The organism is Janibacter sp. CFPM2_SD2 (assembly GCF_057364645.1).
The window spans coordinates 1-16,241 of record NZ_JBNFOF010000051.1 but is presented as its reverse complement, the minus strand read 5'-3'; the positions used below and the strand labels follow the sequence as shown (position 1 = coordinate 16,241).

Annotated in this window: 18 protein-coding genes, 2 pseudogenes and 1 riboswitch; of the genes and pseudogenes, 12 read left to right on the top strand and 8 right to left on the bottom strand. The window is 72.2% G+C overall.

Going from position 1 to position 16,241, the window contains the following annotated elements; genetic code table 11:
* The 4 genes from AC2W7J_RS07085 to AC2W7J_RS07070 form a co-directional block, all read right to left on the bottom strand.
* A partial coding sequence (locus AC2W7J_RS07085; protein ID WP_485981895.1) for a hypothetical protein occupies positions 1 to 231 on the bottom strand: 231 nt, incomplete at its 3' end.
* Positions 228 to 857: a SatD family protein gene (locus tag AC2W7J_RS07080; RefSeq protein ID WP_485981894.1), complete on the bottom strand. Its 630-nt coding sequence runs from the start codon at positions 855 to 857 to the stop codon at positions 228 to 230. The genes AC2W7J_RS07080 and AC2W7J_RS07085, both read right to left, overlap by 4 nt.
* A 72-nt stretch (positions 858 to 929) precedes the next feature.
* Positions 930 to 1,874, bottom strand: coding sequence for a dihydrofolate reductase (locus tag AC2W7J_RS07075; protein WP_255183814.1), 945 nt, complete (start codon positions 1,872 to 1,874; stop codon positions 930 to 932).
* Positions 1,871 to 2,680, bottom strand: a complete 810-nt coding sequence (locus AC2W7J_RS07070) for a thymidylate synthase (RefSeq protein WP_255183813.1) — start codon at positions 2,678 to 2,680, stop codon at positions 1,871 to 1,873. The genes AC2W7J_RS07075 and AC2W7J_RS07070 overlap by 4 nt, the downstream gene beginning before the upstream one ends.
* Positions 2,681 to 2,723: 43 nt before the next feature.
* Between AC2W7J_RS07070 and dapA the strand changes: the two genes are divergently transcribed.
* Both dapA and AC2W7J_RS07060 read left to right on the top strand, forming a co-directional pair.
* Positions 2,724 to 3,620 (top strand): 4-hydroxy-tetrahydrodipicolinate synthase, encoded by an 897-nt coding sequence (gene dapA, locus AC2W7J_RS07065; RefSeq protein WP_255183812.1) that lies wholly within the window; start codon positions 2,724 to 2,726, stop codon positions 3,618 to 3,620.
* On the top strand, positions 3,617 to 5,302 hold the full coding sequence (locus AC2W7J_RS07060; RefSeq protein ID WP_255183811.1) for a ribonuclease J: 1,686 nt from the start codon (positions 3,617 to 3,619) through the stop codon (positions 5,300 to 5,302). The genes dapA and AC2W7J_RS07060 overlap by 4 nt, the downstream gene beginning before the upstream one ends.
* Before the next feature lie 149 nt (positions 5,303 to 5,451).
* Here AC2W7J_RS07060 and AC2W7J_RS07055 read toward each other — a convergent pair whose 3' ends face one another.
* Both AC2W7J_RS07055 and AC2W7J_RS07050 read right to left on the bottom strand, forming a co-directional pair.
* On the bottom strand, positions 5,452 to 6,669 hold the full coding sequence (locus tag AC2W7J_RS07055) for an aminotransferase class V-fold PLP-dependent enzyme (protein WP_485981893.1): 1,218 nt from the start codon (positions 6,667 to 6,669) through the stop codon (positions 5,452 to 5,454).
* Between the two features lie 43 nt (positions 6,670 to 6,712).
* Positions 6,713 to 6,828: riboswitch (SAM riboswitch) on the bottom strand.
* Between the two features lie 72 nt (positions 6,829 to 6,900).
* Positions 6,901 to 7,545 carry a prepilin peptidase gene (locus AC2W7J_RS07050; protein ID WP_427801097.1) on the bottom strand — a complete coding sequence of 215 codons (645 nt, stop codon included), beginning with the start codon at positions 7,543 to 7,545 and terminating at the stop codon, positions 6,901 to 6,903.
* An 86-nt stretch (positions 7,546 to 7,631) separates the two neighbouring features.
* On the opposite strand from AC2W7J_RS07050, the pseudogene AC2W7J_RS07045 reads away from it, so the two are divergent.
* The 4 genes and pseudogenes from AC2W7J_RS07045 to AC2W7J_RS07030 form a co-directional block, all read left to right on the top strand.
* Positions 7,632 to 8,288 (top strand): annotated as a pseudogene (locus AC2W7J_RS07045) (DNA translocase FtsK 4TM domain-containing protein); the annotation flags it as partial.
* 388 nt (positions 8,289 to 8,676) lie between these two features.
* A pseudogene (locus AC2W7J_RS07040) lies at positions 8,677 to 9,009 on the top strand (DNA translocase FtsK); the annotation flags it as partial.
* Positions 9,010 to 9,012: 3 nt separating this feature from the next.
* On the top strand, positions 9,013 to 10,206 hold the full coding sequence (locus AC2W7J_RS07035) for a DNA translocase FtsK (RefSeq protein WP_485981892.1): 1,194 nt from the start codon (positions 9,013 to 9,015) through the stop codon (positions 10,204 to 10,206).
* Positions 10,164 to 10,463 (top strand): hypothetical protein, encoded by a 300-nt coding sequence (locus AC2W7J_RS07030; RefSeq protein WP_485981891.1) that lies wholly within the window; start codon positions 10,164 to 10,166, stop codon positions 10,461 to 10,463. The genes AC2W7J_RS07035 and AC2W7J_RS07030 overlap by 43 nt, the downstream gene beginning before the upstream one ends.
* Here the strand turns inward: AC2W7J_RS07030 and AC2W7J_RS07025 are convergent.
* Positions 10,373 to 11,512 (bottom strand): TlpA family protein disulfide reductase, encoded by a 1,140-nt coding sequence (locus AC2W7J_RS07025; protein WP_485981890.1) that lies wholly within the window; start codon positions 11,510 to 11,512, stop codon positions 10,373 to 10,375. The two genes, AC2W7J_RS07030 and AC2W7J_RS07025, sit on opposite strands and share 91 nt — an antisense overlap.
* Before the next feature lie 22 nt (positions 11,513 to 11,534).
* On the opposite strand from AC2W7J_RS07025, the gene AC2W7J_RS07020 reads away from it, so the two are divergent.
* From AC2W7J_RS07020 to AC2W7J_RS06995, 6 genes are all read left to right on the top strand, one after another.
* The gene (locus tag AC2W7J_RS07020; RefSeq protein WP_427801094.1) at positions 11,535 to 12,239 is read left to right on the top strand and encodes an ion channel; all 705 of its coding nucleotides are present in this window, start codon (positions 11,535 to 11,537) and stop codon (positions 12,237 to 12,239) included.
* Between the two features lie 51 nt (positions 12,240 to 12,290).
* Positions 12,291 to 13,694, top strand: a complete 1,404-nt coding sequence (rimO, locus tag AC2W7J_RS07015; RefSeq protein ID WP_485981889.1) for a 30S ribosomal protein S12 methylthiotransferase RimO — start codon at positions 12,291 to 12,293, stop codon at positions 13,692 to 13,694.
* Positions 13,691 to 13,978, top strand: coding sequence for a CDP-alcohol phosphatidyltransferase family protein (locus tag AC2W7J_RS07010; protein ID WP_485981888.1), 288 nt, complete (start codon positions 13,691 to 13,693; stop codon positions 13,976 to 13,978). Before rimO ends, AC2W7J_RS07010 begins: the two co-directional genes overlap by 4 nt.
* Positions 13,870 to 14,319, top strand: a complete 450-nt coding sequence (locus tag AC2W7J_RS07005; protein ID WP_485981897.1) for a CDP-alcohol phosphatidyltransferase family protein — start codon at positions 13,870 to 13,872, stop codon at positions 14,317 to 14,319. Before AC2W7J_RS07010 ends, AC2W7J_RS07005 begins: the two co-directional genes overlap by 109 nt.
* The gene (locus AC2W7J_RS07000; RefSeq protein ID WP_485981887.1) at positions 14,309 to 14,719 is read left to right on the top strand and encodes a CinA family protein; all 411 of its coding nucleotides are present in this window, start codon (positions 14,309 to 14,311) and stop codon (positions 14,717 to 14,719) included. Before AC2W7J_RS07005 ends, AC2W7J_RS07000 begins: the two co-directional genes overlap by 11 nt.
* A 161-nt stretch (positions 14,720 to 14,880) precedes the next feature.
* On the top strand, positions 14,881 to 15,180 hold the full coding sequence (locus tag AC2W7J_RS06995) for a helix-turn-helix domain-containing protein (RefSeq protein WP_485981896.1): 300 nt from the start codon (positions 14,881 to 14,883) through the stop codon (positions 15,178 to 15,180).
* Between the two features lie 61 nt (positions 15,181 to 15,241).
* Here AC2W7J_RS06995 and AC2W7J_RS06990 read toward each other — a convergent pair whose 3' ends face one another.
* Positions 15,242 to 16,021: a DNA-formamidopyrimidine glycosylase family protein gene (locus AC2W7J_RS06990; RefSeq protein WP_485981886.1), complete on the bottom strand. Its 780-nt coding sequence runs from the start codon at positions 16,019 to 16,021 to the stop codon at positions 15,242 to 15,244.
* Between the last annotated feature and the right edge of the window lie 220 nt (positions 16,022 to 16,241).

Sequence of the window (16,241 nt, the reverse complement as noted above, 5' to 3'; positions counted from 1 at the left end):
GGCGCGCTCGACGGCGACGGTCCAGGCGACGAGGCCGGCGGCGGCCAGTGCGGTGAGCGCGACCCCGCCCCACGTCCCGAGCAGGCCGGCGGTGGCGGTGACGACGAGCAGCAGGAGCAGTCCGAGGGTGGGCAGCCCGCGGGTCTCGCGGACTGTCGCCGGGTGCGGGCCGAGGCTGCGCAGCAGGTCGACGGTCCCGATGGTGACGAGGAGGGCGGCGAGCACGCTCATGGCAGGGCTCCGAGCTCGGCGTCGAGGGCGACCAGCTGGTCGAGGGCGTCGCGGTGTACCCGGCGGGAGACGGCCGTCGGGCTGATCTCCTCCACCTCGGCGAGCTCGCGTTGGGTCGTGCCGTCGAGCAGCCCGCGCAGGAGGCGCTGGGAGCGCTCGTCGAGGTCGGCGACGAGCAGGTCGCGGTGCCGCAGCGCCGCGTCGAGGGCCAGGCCGACGGGGGAGTCCTCGACCCACCGGGTGCGCACGACGCGCCCCCGGCTGCCCGCCGACTCCTCGTCCCCCTTCGCCCGGGTGATCGCCTCCCGGGCCTGCCACCACCCGGGGCCGTCCTGGACGAGGCCGTCGTCGCTGAGCGCGGTGACCTCGCCGTGGCCGAGTCCGTAGCGGGTCTCGACCTCGGGCAGGAGGCTCAGCCGCAGCAGCAGGGCGGCGTGCACGGCCTCGCCCCGCCGGGCCCAGGCGCCCTGGAACTCGTCGCCCACGGTCACGCGCAGCGGCTGGAGGGGATCGGTCCTGGCGTTGACGAGCGCGATGACCTCTTCGAGCCGTGCATGCAGCGCACGTCGGTCGTCGGCCGCCCGGCTGCGGACGACGTCGCCGATGAGGGTCGCGATCGCGGTCATGTGAACACCATAGATCACTTCAGTTCAAAATGAACCGATATGGTTGATATAGAGGTGAGTGAACCCATCGAGTCACCTCTCGTAGGTGACGAAGGCGAAGCCCTCTCGTGGGCTGCGGGCGACCTCACGCCACCCGGCGTCGACCTCGGGGAAGAAGACCTCGGCCTGCGGCGAGGCGTCGATCTCGGTCAGCTCCAGGCGCGAGGCCAGGTCGATCGTCTGCCGGTAGATCTCACCGCCCCCGACGACGAAGACCTCGCCCGGACCGGCCGCCACGAGGGCCTCGGCCAGCGAGTGGACGACGACCGCCCCGGGCGCGCTCCACGCGTGGTCGGACGTGACGACGACGGTCGTGCGGCCGGGTAGGGCGCGTCCGATCGAGTCCCAGGTGCGGCGACCCATGACCATCGTGCCGCCCATGGTCAGGGCCTTGAAGTGCGCCAGGTCCTCGGGCAGGTGCCACGGCATGCCGCCGTCGACGCCGATGGCGCGGTTGGCCCCGAGCGCGGCGACGAGGACCAGGCGCTGGTCGTGGCCGAGCTCGACGAAGGGGGGCAGCGTCCCCTCCCGCAGCCCCTCGAGCACCACCCGCTCGTGCGGCACGACCTGCGCCGGCAGGTCGTCGAGTCGCCACCACCGCAGGTCCGCCGCCTTGTCGGGCTCCTGCAGCGAGGGCTCACCCGACCACGCGGTGACGTGGAAGAAGAAGTCGGCCCGCTGCTCGATCGGACCGAGCAGGCTCGTGCGCTGCACGGTCGTCAGCGGCGCGGCGGTCTCGACGCGCACCCCGAGCTCCTCGTCGACCTCGCGGTGCAGCGCCTCGCTCGGCGCGCTCGCGTCCTCGACGTGGCCGGCGGCGCCGCAGGCCCACCAGCCGTCCATGAACCCGGTGCCCCGGCGCAGCTGGAGCAGCACCTCGGTGCCCTGCCCGCCCTCGCGGGTCATCACCGCGTAGGACGCGGCGACGAGCGGGACCCGACCGCGCAGGTCGTCGGGGACGCGACGCGGCAGGCTCATACGGCGATCGGCGCCTTGATGCTCGGGGCGGCCTCGTAGCCGACGAGGGTGAAGTCCTCGATCTCGTAGGCGTCGATGGACTCGCGCGGCGTGATCTCCATGCGTGGCAGCGGGCCGGGGGAGCGGGTCAGCTGCTCGTCGGCCTGGTCGAGGTGGTTGCTGTAGAGGTGCGCGTCGCCGAGGGTGTGGACGAACTCGCCCGGCTCCATGTCGACCTGCTGGGCGACCATCATCGTCAGCAGCGCGTAGGAGGCGATGTTGAAGGGCACGCCGAGGAAGATGTCGGCGCTGCGCTGGTAGAGCTGGCACGACAGCCGGGGGCGACCCCCTTCGCTCGCCGGCGTGACGTAGAACTGGAAGATCGTGTGGCAGGGCGGCAGCGCCATCGAGTCGACCTCGGCGACATTCCACGCCGAGACGATGTGCCGGCGGCTGTCGGGGTTGGTCCGCAGGCCCTCGATGACCTTGCTGATCTGGTCGATCGTGCCGCCCTCGGGGGTCGGCCACGAGCGCCACTGGTGCCCGTAGACCGGGCCGAGGTCGCCGTGCTCGTCGGCCCACTCGTCCCAGATGCTGATGCCGCGCTCCTGCAGCCAGCGCACGTTGGTGTCGCCGCGCAGGAACCACAGCAGCTCGCCGATGATCGAGCGCAGGTGCAGCTTCTTCGTCGTCAGGACCGGGAAGCCCTCCGAGAGGTCGAAGCGCATCTGGTGGCCGAAGACGCTGCGGGTGCCGGTCCCGGTCCGGTCCGACTTGTCGACGCCGTGGTCGCGGACGTGCTCGAGGAGGTCGAGGTACTGACGCATGGCGCCACGATAGACGCCACCACCGACGGCTACGCTGAGCCGCATGACGACTTCCCCCTTCGGACGGGTGGTCACCGCGATGGTGACGCCCATGACCCCAGACGGCGCCGTCGACGCGAAGGGCGTCGCCGCCGTCGTCGAGCACCTCGTCGCCAGCGGACACGACGGTGTCGTCGTCAACGGCACCACCGGCGAGTCCCCGACCCTCAGCTCCGCGGAGAGCATCGCGATGGTCGAGACGGTCAAGCAGGCCGCGGGCGACCGCCTCGCCGTGACCGCGGGCGTCGGGTCCAACAACACCGCGCACGCCATCGAGATGGCCACGGCTGCGACCCGGGCCGGCGCCGACGGCCTGCTCGTCGTCTCGCCCTACTACAACAAGCCCACCCAGGCCGGTCTGCTCGCCCACACGCGGGCCATCGCCGATGCGGCGAAGCTGCCGATCATGCTCTACGACATCCCCGGGCGCACCGCTGTCCCCTTCGCCGTGGAGACCCTCGTGGCGCTCGCCGACCACGAGCGCATCGTCGCCGTCAAGGACGCGAAGGGGGACCTGTGGGCCTCCTCGCAGGTCATGGCCGAGACCGACCTGCTCTGGTACTCCGGCGCCGACGAGTACAACCTCGCCCACCTCGCCCAGGGGGCGCACGGTGTCGTCTCCGTCGTCGGCCACGTCGCTGGCCGGCAGTACGCGGACATGATCGCCGCCGTCGACGCCGGTGACCTCGCGGCCGCCCGCGAGATCCACCACCGACTCATCCCCGTGACCAATGCCCTGATGTCGACCTCGCAGGGCGCGATCATGGCCAAGGCCGCGCTCGTCGAGCTCGGCGTCATCGACCACGCGACCGTCCGCCTGCCCTACGTCGAGGGGCCGGCCGAGCACCTCGACGTCCTGCGCAAGGGCCTGGCCGCGTCCGGCATCGGAGGAGGCGCATGAGCCACCCGCACCCCGACCTGCAGCTCCCGCCCCCGCTCGCCGACGGCGCCCTGCGGGTCGTCCCGCTCGGCGGTCTCGGCGAGGTCGGCCGCAACATGGCGGTCGTCGAGCACGACGGCCAGCTGCTCATCATCGACTGCGGTGTGCTCTTCCCCGAGGACCACCAGCCGGGCGTCGACCTGATCCTCCCGGACTTCGAGTACATCCTCGACCGCCTCGACGACGTCCAGGCGATCGTCCTCACGCACGGCCACGAGGACCACATCGGCGCCGTGCCCTACCTGCTCAAGCACAAGCCCGACATCCCGCTCGTCGGCTCGATGCTCACCCTCGCCCTCGTCGAGGCGAAGCTCAAGGAGCACCGCATCAAGCCCTACACCCTCGGGGTGCGCGAGGGCGGGCGCGAGAGCTTCGGCGTCTTCGACTGCGAGTTCATCGCGGTCAACCACTCGATCCCCGACGCGCTCGCCGTCTTCGTGCGCACCGCGGGCGGCACCCTGCTGCACACGGGCGACTTCAAGATGGACCAGCTGCCGCTCGACCGGCGCCTGACCGACCTGCGGGCCTTCGCCCGGGTGGGCGAGGAGGGGGTCGACCTCTTCCTCACCGACTCGACCAATGCCGAGGTCCCCGGCTTCACCACCCCCGAGCGCGAGATCGGGCCGGCGATCGACACCGTCTTCCGCAAGGCCCAGCGCCGGATCATCGTCGCGTGCTTCTCCAGCCACGTGCACCGGGTCCAGCAGGTCCTCGACGCCGCCGAGCGCAACGGCCGCAAGGTCGCGATGGTCGGCCGCTCGATGGTGCGCAACATGGGGATCGCCGCCGACCTGGGCTACCTGCACGTGCCCGACGGCGTGCTCGTCGACGTCAAGAAGCTCGACAACTTCCCCGACGACGAGGTCGTGCTCATCTGCACGGGCAGCCAGGGGGAGCCGATGGCCGCCCTCTCGCGCATGGCCAACCGCGACCACCGCATCGACGTCGGTGACGGCGACACCGTCCTGCTCGCCTCGAGCCTGATCCCGGGCAACGAGAATGCCGTCTACCGGGTCATCAACGGCCTCATGCGCCTGGGCGCCGACGTCGTGCACAAGGGCAATGCCAAGGTGCACGTCTCGGGTCACGCCAGCGCCGGCGAGCTGCTCTACTGCTACAACATCGTCAAGCCGCGCAATGTCATGCCGGTCCACGGCGAGTGGCGCCACCTCGTGGCCAATGCCGACCTGGCGATCGCGACCGGTGTCGACCCCGACCACGTCGTCCTCGCCGAGGACGGGGTCGTCGTCGACCTCGTCGACGGCCGTGCCCGGATCGCCGGCGCCGTGCCCTGCGGCTACGTCTACGTCGACGGCTCGAGCGTCGGCGGGACGACCGAGGAGCTGCTCAAGGACCGCCGCATCCTGCGCGACGAGGGCTTCATCTCCGTCATGGTCGTCGTCGACTCCTCGACCGGCAAGGTCGTCGCCGGGCCGGAGATCACCGCCCGCGGCTTCGCCGAGGACGACGAGATCTTCACCCAGGTCAAGCCCAAGATCATCGCCGCGCTCGACGAGGCGGCCCGCAAGGGCACGACCGACACCCACCAGCTCCAGCAGGTCGTGCGCCGCGCCGTCGGCGGCTGGGTCGGTGGCAAGATCCGCCGCCGCCCGATGATCATCCCCGTCGTCGTCGAGGCCTGAGGCCTGCCGGTCCTCACACGCCCCCCGATTTCCGGGTCACCCGAGAAACTGCCCCTTGCAAGGGTTTCAAACCCTTGCCAAGGGGGCAGTTTCTCTTGTTGGGCCGAAGGGGGCCTGCCGGGTCCCCCCTTCGCCCCACCCGAGGAGGGTCAGAGCGAGCGCAGTGCGCCGAGGAGTCGGTCGATGTGCTCGGGCGTCGTGCCCAGGCCGGCGCTGATCCGCACGGCGGTCTCGTGCTCGGTCTCCGAGAGGAGGTCGTCGACGAGCAGGTGCGCGCAGAACTTGCCGTCGCGCACCCCGATGCCGTGGTCGTCGCCGAGGATGCGCGCGACCTCGCTGCTGTCGTGGCCGTCGACGGTGATCGTCGCGACCGGCGCGCCGTCGACGCCGCCGAAGAGGGTGTGCACACGCACGCCGGGGATCTGCTGCAGGCCGGCGAGCAGGCGGATGCGCAGGGCCTGCTCGTGGTCGATGATCGCCGCCTCGTGCTCGGTGATGAGCTCGCACGCGGTGGCCAGCGCGACGGCTCCCAGGACATTGGGGGAGCCGGCCTCGTGACGCGCCGGGCCGCAGGTCCACTCGGTCTCGTCGAGCCCGACGCGGGCGGTGGCCCCACCGCCGGCGAGGTAGGGCTGCGCCTCGTCGAGCCAGTCGCCCCGCCCGACGAGCACGCCGGCGCCGAAGGGGGCGTAGACCTTGTGCCCGGAGAAGGCGACGTAGTCGACGCCGAGCGCGTCGATGTCGACCCGGCGGTGCGGCGCGACCTGGGCCGCGTCGAGCGCGAAGCGCGCGTCGTGCTCGTGCGCCACGGCGGCGATCCGCTCGATCGGCCAGTGCTCGCCGGTGACGTTGGACGCGCCGGTCGCCACGACGAGGCGGTGCTCGGCCGGGTGGTTGCGCAGCGCCTGGTCGAGCAGGTCGAGCGCCTCGTCGTGGCTGTGCGGCACCGGCAGGCGCAGCACGTCGCCCCACGGCAGCAGCGCCGCGTGGTGCTCCGAGGCGAAGACGAAGACCTTGGTCCCGGTGGGCAGCGCCCGGGCCAGCAGGTTGAAGGAGTCGGTGGTGTTGCGGGTGAAGACGACGTGGTCGTCCTCGCGGGCGCCGACGAAGGCGGCGACGGCCTCACGGGCGGCCTCGTAGCGCGAGCTCGTGACCCGCGAGGCGAAGCCCGCGCCGCGGTGCACGGACGAGTAGGTGACGGCCGCGGCGGCGACCTCGTCGGCCACGGCGGCGAAGGCCGGGGTGGTCGCGCCGTGGTCGAGGTGGGCGTACTCGATGCTCGCGCCGTGCTCGTCGCGGTACGCCAGACCCGCGGAGACGAGCTGGGGCAGGGCAGTGGTCGTGCGGTGCAGGTCGGAGATGGTCATGACGGTGCTCCTGGTCCGTGGGGGACCCGAGGTGTCGACCGCGAGTCCGCGCTTGCCGGGCGACGGTCTGTCGCCGGCCAGGTCGTCACCCGGAGCACCCCACCGCGGAAGGAGGGTTGCCGACCAGCTAGCCGGGGCTTGTCGCTGGTACTCGTGACCTTGGCTCAGACCATAACCGACCGACCACGGCTGCTGTCGACCCTCTGCGGGGCGCGTCTCGCCCCGTGGACATCAGGCCAGCGCGACGGCGAGCACGGCCCCGGCGACGAGATAAGGGCCGAAGGCGAGGTGGGTCGAGCGCTGCGCGCGGCGGGTGACGAGCAGCCCGGCGGCCACGAGGCCGCCGATGACGAAGCCGAGCCAGACCCCCACGGCGAGCGTGCTCCAGCCCAGCCAGGCGAGCGTCGGCGCGATGGAGACCATGAGCTTGGCGTCGCCCATGCCGATCGACCTGCCGAAGAGGACGAAGGCGAGCAGCACCGTCCCACCACCCACGAGCAGCGCCGCCAGACCGGCGCGGGCGAAGGCGCCCCAGTCGCCGGTCGTGGCCGACGCGACGGTGAGCAGTACGGCCTGGACCGGCACGAGCGGCAGCGTGATCGCGTTGGGCAGGCGGTGGACGTCGGCGTCGACGGCGGCGAGGACGAGTCCGGCGAGGGCCAGGGCGAGCGGCGCGAGCAGCACCGGCCAGGTCCGGTCGACGAGCCCGCGCTCCACGACGAGGCCGACGAAGGGAGCGACTCCGGCGACCCAGAGGTGGCGGGGGAGGGGACCCCCTTCGTCCGGCCGGCGGTAGCGACCGGTGCGCAGCCAGCGCCACCCGAGCACCCCGCAGGCGGCCGCGAGGAGCACGACGAGGAGGGTCCGGGAGTCCACGGGGCGAGGCTAACCGCTGCGATCCGTGGCCCGTGGTGCGCGTGTGACGCGTGTGTCGGGGGTGGCTTTCGCCTACCCTGCGAATCATGGCCACTCGTCCGTCGACCACCTCGCGCAGCAAGGGCGCCAGCTCCCGACCCAAGGGCTCCACCCGCCCGTCGGGTCGCAAGGCACCCGCCAAGAGCAGCGCGAAGGGGAGGACCTCCTCCCGCAAGCCCGCCTCCGGCGGCGGTCTGCCGCTGCCCATCGCGGCGGTGCAGCGCACCTGGATGGGGGTCGCTCACGCGACCGGCTCCGGCGTGCGCCGGATTGGCACGAGCGCCGGCCAGATCGAGCCGGAGCACCGTCGGGACGGCTGGGGCTTCCTCGCGATCGCCCTGGCCCTCGTCGTCGCCGTGCCGGCGAGTGGGTGGGGCCTGAGCGGCCTCTTCGGCGACATCGTCCACGCGGTCGCGGCCGGCACCTTCGGTCGGGTCGCCTACGCGCTGCCCATCGTCCTGCTCCTGCTCGGCGTGCGCCTGCTGCGCTCGGCGAGCGAGCCGGCTGCCGACGCCCGGCTGGGCTTCGGCACCGTCATGCTGCTCTTCGCGGCGGCGGGCCTGACCCACATCGCCAAGGACATCCCGCAGCCGCCGGACGGCGCGGGACCGATGCGCGACGCCGGCGGCATCGTCGGCTTCCTCGCCTCCGACCCGCTGTCGACGGCGGTCACCGAGTGGCCGGCGACGATCCTGCTCGTCCTCCTCGGGCTCTTCGCCCTCCTGCTCCTCACCGGCACCCCGCTGCACGAGGTGCCGCAGCGCCTGGCCTACGTGCGCGCCGCCTTCACGGGCGAGGTGCCGAGCCACGTCACCGCGGCCGACGTCGACGCCCGCCACGACGCGCCCAAGGCGGCGGTCACCCGCGCCCGGCGCCGACGCACCATCGACCCCGAGGACGAGCAGTCCCGGCGAGCGCGACGGCGACACCGCCTACGACCAGGCCGCCGTCGTCCAGCCGGTCGGCAGGGCCGCCGCAAGAAGCCGGCGTCACCCGCCGAGGCCGAGGAGACGACCGAGACCCCGCAGGCCGAGGCCGGGCGGCCCGCGCCCCGGCGAGAAGCGCCCGACGAAGAACCCCGCCGTCGCGCCGATCGCGAGCGGCAAGACCGAGCTGCAGCCGCCGCCCACGACCCAGCTGCCGCAGCGGGTCGAGCAGCTCGCCCTCGCCGGCGACGTCACCTACACGCTGCCCGACAGCCAGTACCTCAAGCCCGGCGCGCCGCACAAGGAGCGCTCGGCGGCCAACGACAAGGTCGTCGAGTCGCTGACGGGTGTCCTCGACGAGTTCGGCATCGACGCCCAGGTCACCGGCTTCCACCGCGGCCCGACCGTCACCCGCTACGTCGTCGAGCTCGGCCCGGGCGTCAAGGTCGAGCGCGTCACGGCCCTGTCGAAGAACATCGCCTATGCCGTCGCCTCCGCCGACGTGCGCATCCTCAGCCCCATCCCCGGCAAGTCCGCCATCGGCATCGAGATCCCCAATGCCGACAAGGAGATGGTCTGCCTCGGCGACGTGCTGCGCTCCGACGTGGCCCGCAACAACGAGCACCCGATGGTCATGGGCGTCGGCAAGGACGTCGAGGGCGGCTACGTCATCGCCAACCTCGCGAAGATGCCGCACATCCTCGTCGCCGGCGCCACCGGCTCCGGCAAGTCGTCCTTCGTCAACTCGATGATCACCTCGATCCTCATGAGGGCGACGCCCGACGAGGTGCGCATGGTGCTCGTCGACCCCAAGCGAGTGGAGCTGACGGCCTACGAGGGCATCCCGCACCTCATCACGCCGATCATCACCAACGCCAAGAAGGCCGCCGAGGCCCTCCAGTGGGTCGTGCGCGAGATGGACATGCGCTACGACGACCTCGCGACCTTCGGCTACAAGCACGTCGACGACTACAACAAGGCCGTCAAGGCGGGCAAGGTCGAGCCGATCCCCGGCAGCGAGCGGGTCATCCAGCCCTATCCCTACCTCCTCGTCATCGTCGACGAGCTCGCCGACCTGATGATGGTCGCGCCCCGCGACGTCGAGGACTCGATCGTGCGCATCACCCAGCTCGCGCGCGCCGCCGGCATCCACCTCGTCCTCGCGACCCAGCGCCCGTCGGTCGACGTCGTGACCGGCCTGATCAAGGCCAACGTCCCCTCGCGCATGGCCTTCGCCACCTCGTCGCTCGCCGACTCGCGCGTCGTCCTCGACCAGCCCGGCGCGGAGAAGCTGCTCGGCCAGGGTGACGCCCTCTTCCTGCCGATGGGCAAGTCCAAGCCGATGCGAGTCCAGGGCGCCTGGGTCACCGAGTCGGAGATCGAGCACGTCGTCGGGCACGTCACCGGCCAGCTCAAGCCGACCTACCGCGAGGACGTCGCCCCCGAGACGCCCAAGAAGCAGATCGACGAGGACATCGGCGACGACCTCGACGTGCTGCTGCAGGCGACCGAGCTGGTCGTCACGACGCAGTTCGGCTCGACGTCGATGCTCCAGCGCAAGCTGCGCGTCGGCTTCGCCAAGGCGGCCGGCTCATGGACCTGCTCGAGTCGCGCGGCGTCGTCGGCCCCTCCGAGGGTTCCAAGGCGCGCGACGTGCTCATCACGCCCGAGGACCTGCCGACGACCCTCGCCCTGATGAAGGGGGAGGAGCCCCCGGCTCCCGAGGGCGACGCGCCCGCGGATGCCGAGGGGGACCACGCCGAGGGCGACACGACCCCGGTGAACCAGCCCGCCGGGCAGGTCTCCACCGACACCGACGTCATCGACCTGCGCGAGGGCTCACCGGCCGCGTCGCAGGACCGCTACGCGGAGGACCCGATCGGCACCGAGGTCGTCGAGGAGTGGACCGAGGACGACGACGAGGACGCCTGGTCGCTCACCGACCGTCGGTGACGCCCACCTCGGCCTCGTCGGTGACGCCCTCCGGCGCCGCCACCACACCCGCCTCGACGAGCTCGGCGCGCACGTCGTCGTAGAACTCCTGCACGGCGGCCGTGCCCTCGACCGGGCCGGCCGGCGAGCATGCCGTCGGCCCCTAGGAGGACCGCGCCGGGCGTCCCGACACGGAAGATGCGGGACGTGATGGCCGACGGGTCCTGCAGCACCCGGCCGGCGAGCGTCGGCTCGGCCGCGACGACGTCCTCGAGCGCGGTGTAGACGACCGCCCGCACCCGCACCGGCCCGAGCCCCTCGTCCCACGCCTCGACCTCGTCGATGACCGGTCGGCACGAGCCGCACGTGGGGGAGACGAAGAGCAGGAGCACCGCGCCGCCCGCGGTGAGCTCGTGCATCGTCGTCTCGTGGCCCGACTCCTCGACGAGGGTGGCGAAGGGGATGGGCTGACGGGCGTAGTCCGCGTCCTCGTCGTCCTGCGCGCCGGCCACCTCGCCGGTGCCGATGACGCCGGAGGAGGTCACCCCCTTCGTCCCACCGAAGGTGACTACGACGACCGCGACGGTGAGCACGACCAGGCCCAGCCAGACCCAGGTCTGCGCCGAGGCGCCGAGCAGGCGGGCCGCGACCGAGGCATCGGCCGTCGCCGACCACACCCCGAGGGCGGCGACGACGACGAGCAGCACATTGCGCAGCGCGGTCCGGCGGGTCACCTCGCCCAGCCCGAGCCGACCGAAGCAGCTGCACGTCACCGGGAAGTCGAAGCCGAGGGCCCGCACGACGACGGCGAGGTAGACGGCGAAGAGGACGAGCGCGAGGACCGCCACGACGAGGGCGAAGGGGGGCGGTGTCACGATGATCGCCACGGCGAGCACGATCTCGGCCCATGGCAGCAGTGCGGGCGCGGGGGAGTCGGTGAGGGCCCGCGGCACCTGCAGCTCGCCGAAGGCGCTGCGCGTCTCCTCGGGGTGACGGACCTTGGCGATGCCGCTCACGACCAGCAGGAGGGCGGCGAGGAGCGGGGGCAGCAGCAGCGGGGCGTCGAGCACAGCGCGAGTCTAGGGTTGCCCCATGACGAAGGCCTGGTACGAGCTCGACAGCCGCCCGACGGGAGTCCGCTACTGGGCGGCTGTCGTCCGCAAGCAGCCGTCGGCGATCCTCGTCGGCATCCAGCTCCTCGCGATCGTGCTGCTGCCGTGGGTGGAGTCGGAGAACTGGGGCCGGGCGGTCATCACCTCGCTGTCGCTCTTCGCGGTGACCTTCGGCATCTGGGTCGTGCGCTCCACGCCGGCGCTCACCTGGCTGGCGCTGGGCATCGGCTTCCCGGCCTTCGTGCTCGAGGTGTGGTCGGTCATCGACCGGAGCAACGTGCCGGTGACCTTCGCCGCGCACCTGATGCTGGCCGTCTTCTACATGTACGTCGCCTACGGCCTGGTGGCCTACATGTTCGCCGACACGTGGGTGACCAAGGACGAGCTCTTCGCGGTGGGAGCGGCCTTCACCGTCCTGCTCTTCGGCTTCACCTACCTCTTCGTCGCGATCCAGACGCTCGAGCCGGGGTCCTTCGACGGGCACACCGGCATCGGGCCGAAGTCCTTCCTCGAGCTGCTCTACTTCTCCGCGGCCAACCTCACGAGCGTCGGCCTGTCGGACATCGTGGCGATCCAGCCTCACGCCCGGGCCGCGACGATCATCGAGCAGCTGGGCGGGGTGCTCTACGTCGCCATGGTCATCTCGCGTCTCGTGGCCCTGACGGTCAGCCGCGCGCGCAGCTGAGCGATCGCGTCGTTTCGGTCGAGCCACTCCCGGCCGCCTAGAGTGGGGTCCATGTCCACCCCTGCCCGTAGCGTCGCCCTCGTCACCCTGGGGTGCACCCGCAACGACGTCGATTCCGAGGAGCTCGCCGGCCGCCTGTCCGCAGAGGGGTGGACCCTCGTCGACGACGCCGCCCAGGCCGATGTCGCGGTCGTCAACACCTGTGGCTTCATCGAGCAGGCCAAGAAGGACTCGATCGACGCGATCCTCGAGGCCAATGACCTGCGCGAGCACGGTCGGACGCAGAAGGTCGTGGCCGTCGGCTGCCTCGCCGAGCGCTACGGCAAGGAGCTCGCCGACGAGCTGCCCGAGGCCGACGCGGTGCTCGGCTTCGACTCCTACACCGACATGAGCGCCCACCTGCGCGCGGTCCTCGACGGCCACGCCCCCGAGGCCCACGTGCCCGGTGACCGCCGCAAGCTGCTGCCGATATCCCCGGTCGACCGCGACGCGAGCGAGGTGGCCCTGCCGGGGCACAACGCCTCCGACCTGCCGCGTGCCCGCCTCGACGACCGGCCCTGGGCGCCGCTGAAGATCGCCTCCGGCTGCGACCGCCGCTGCGCCTTCTGCGCGATCCCGACCTTCCGTGGGGCCTTCGTGTCCCGGCGCCCCAACGACGTCGTGGCCGAAGGGAGGTGGCTCGCCTCCCAGGGCGTGCGCGAGCTCTTCCTCGTGAGCGAGAACTCGACGTCCTACGGCAAGGACCTCGGTGACCTCGACCTGCTCGAGCAGCTGCTGCCCGAGCTCGTCGCCATCGAGGGCGTCGAGCGAGTGCGCGTGTCCTACCTGCAGCCCGCCGAGATCCGTCCCGGCCTCCTGCGCGCCATGGCGAGCATCCCGGGCGTCGTGCCCTGGTACGACATCTCCTTCCAGCACGCGGCCGGGCCGCTGCTGCGGCGGATGCGCCGGTTCGGCGACACCGAGTCCTTCCTCGGCCTCATCGAGGGCATCCGTGAGCGGCAGCCCGAGGCCGGCGTCCGGTCCAACGTCATCGTCGGCTTCCCCGGCGAGACCGACGAGGACGTCGCCGAGCTGGAGCGCTTCCTCGTCGCCGCTCGTCTCGACGTCGTCGGCGTCTTCGGCTACTCCGACGAGGACGGCACCGAGGGCGAGCTGCTCGACGACAAGGTCGACCCCGACGTCATCGCCGAGCGGGTCGACCGGCTGACCCGGCTCGTCGAGGAGCTGACCGCCCAGCGGGCGGAGGAGCGCATCGGTGAGACCGTCACCGTCCTCGTCGAGGAGGTCGACGAGGAGAGCGGCGAGGTCGTCGGACGAGCCGCCCACCAGGGGCCCGACGTCGACGGCGTCACCCTGCTCACCGGCGACGTCGAGGGCTTCGAGGTCGGGGCGCTCGTCGTGGCCGAGGTCGTGGGCACCGAGGGCATCGACCTCGTGGCGGAGGTGCGCGCATGACCACCGAGCAGACGACTCCCGCTCCCAGTCCGTGGAACCTGCCCAATGCGCTGACGGTCATGCGCATCCTGCTCGTGCCCGTCTTCGTCTGGCTGGTGCTCAGCCACGGCGCGACGACACCAGCACGAGGTGGTGGGCCTGGGGTGTCTTCGCCATCGCCATCATCACCGACCGCATCGACGGCGACCTGGCCCGGCAAGGGTCTCGTGACCGACTTCGGCAAGGTCGCGACCCGATCGCCGACAAGGCGCTCACCGGGGCCGGCTTCATCACCCTGTCGATGATCGGCGAGATCCCGTGGTGGATCACCGTCGTCATCCTCGCCCGCGAGCTCGGTATCACGCTCATGCGCTTCTGGGTCATCCGGCACGGCGTCATGCCGGCCAGCCGCGGCGGGAAGATCAAGACCTTCCTCCAGGCCCTGGCGATCGGCCTCTTCGTCATCCCGCTGAGCACCCTGCCCCTGGAGATGGTGTGGCGCGGCCTGGCGTGGGTCATCCTCGTGGCTGCCCTCGTCGTCACCGTCGCGACGGCCGTCGACTACGTCATGAAGGCCCTCACCCTGCGCTCCACGAGCGAGCGCGCGCAGATGAAGCGGGAGCGCAAGGCGACGCGTGATCGCTGACGGTGCTGGCTCGGCCGACGCCGCCGAGGTGCTCGCGGCCCTCGCCCACCGCGGCTGGACCCTGGGGACCGCGGAGTCGCTGACCGGGGGGCTGCTCGCCGCGACCGTCGTCGAGGTCCCCGGTGCGTCGTTGGTCTTCGCCGGCTCGGTCGTCGCCTACGACCCCGCCGTCAAGATCTCGCTCTTGGGCGTCGACCCGGCCCTCGTGGACCGTGTCGGCACCGTCGACGAGCAGGTCGCGACCCAGATGGCGCAGGGTGCCCGTCGGGCGCTCGGGGTCGACCTGGCCCTCGCGACGACCGGGGTCGGCCGGTCGGGGCCGAGCGAGGGACACCGGCCGGGACCGTCTGGCTCGCCTGCGCGTCGCCGTCGGGACTACGCACGCGCCGTCTGGCGTTGACCGGGGAGCGTCCCGCCCGTGCGGGCGGGCGCGGTGCAGGCCGCGCTCGACCTGGCGCGTGACGCCCTGCTGACCGTCGGCGGGGACACGCCTGACCGTTGACGGTCGGGCGGGGTACGGTGGACCCAGACGTGAGAGAGATGTCGAGGAGGTGACCCATGGTGGTGCTGCTGCGTGAAGAGCTCGGTGACGTGCTGCGCGATGCGCGCCGCTCGCAGGGTCGCACCCTGCGAGACATCTCGGCCAAGGCGTCGGTCTCCCTCGGCTACCTGAGCGAGATCGAGCGTGGGGAAAAGGAAGCCAGCTCCGAGCTGCTCGCCTCGATCTGCGCGGCCCTCGAGATGCCGATGTCGCACGTCTTCACCGAGATCGCCCAGCGGGCCGACCGCGCCGAGCGCTCCAGCGCCCCGGTCACCCTGCCCGTCGCCTCCCGCGACGACGAGGTCGTCTCCGCCGCCTGACCCAGAGGCGTCCCTGCCGCCTGACGCCAGAGGCGTCCTTGCCGCCCGACCCCCACGCGCGTCACTCACGGTCGTGCGCGTCGGCGCGAGCCCAGAGGTCCCTGCGGTCGCCCGTCATCGGTCGGGGCGAGCCCGCCCTGGCAGGTCGGGCAGGAGAAGAAGACCCGATCGACCCCGGCACGCCCGAGCGGAGCCACCCGGACCGTGGTCCCGCAGCGGCGGCAGGGCGCCCCGAGCGCCCGTGGACCCAGCTGCGCTGGTCGGCTCGCAGCACCCCGGTCGAGGACTGCACGGCGTGCTCCTTGCCCCGGTCCATGAGCTCGTGGACCCGGGCCACGAGCGCCGCGCGCTCGTCGGGGGTCAGGTCGGCAGCTGCCCGCCACGGGTGCAGCCGCTGGACGAAGAGCGCTTCGCTGGCCCAGAAGGTGCCGACCCCGGCGAGCACCCGCTGGTCGAGCAGCGCCGCCGCGATCGAGACGCCAGCCGGCTGCTCGCCCAGACGGCGGGCGACGACCTCTGGCTCCCAGTCGGCGCCGAGAACGTCAGGCCCGAGGTGCCCGACGAGCCGGTGCTCCTCGGCGCTCGGCACGACGTCGAGCTCGCCCAGACGCAGTCCGAGGGTGGTCCACTCGTCGTTGCCGATCGCGGCGCGCAGGTCAGGTCGACGAAGGGAGCGTGCCGCCGCCTGCGAGCCCGCAGCCTCGACCCGCCAGGAGCCCTCCATGCGCAGGTGCGTGTGCAGGGTCCAGCCGGAGGCGAAGCGGTGGAGCAGGTGCTTGCCACGCGGCACGACCTCGTCGACGACCGCACCGGTCAGGGGTGCCTCGTCGACCTCGCCCACCGCAGGTCGACGAGCCCTGCGGGACGGCCGGCCAGCGCCGCGTGCAGCCGCTGGGCGGTCCGCCAGACCGTGTCGCCCTCGGGCACCGTCAGCGCCGCCCGCCGGGCCGCAGTCGCAGCCCTCGGGGAGTCATGGTGAAGCCCGCACCCGTGAGCGCGAGGGCCAGCGGCTCCTCGGACCCGAGCACCGGCGGCCCCGTCGGCGCGCTGCACCGTGAGTC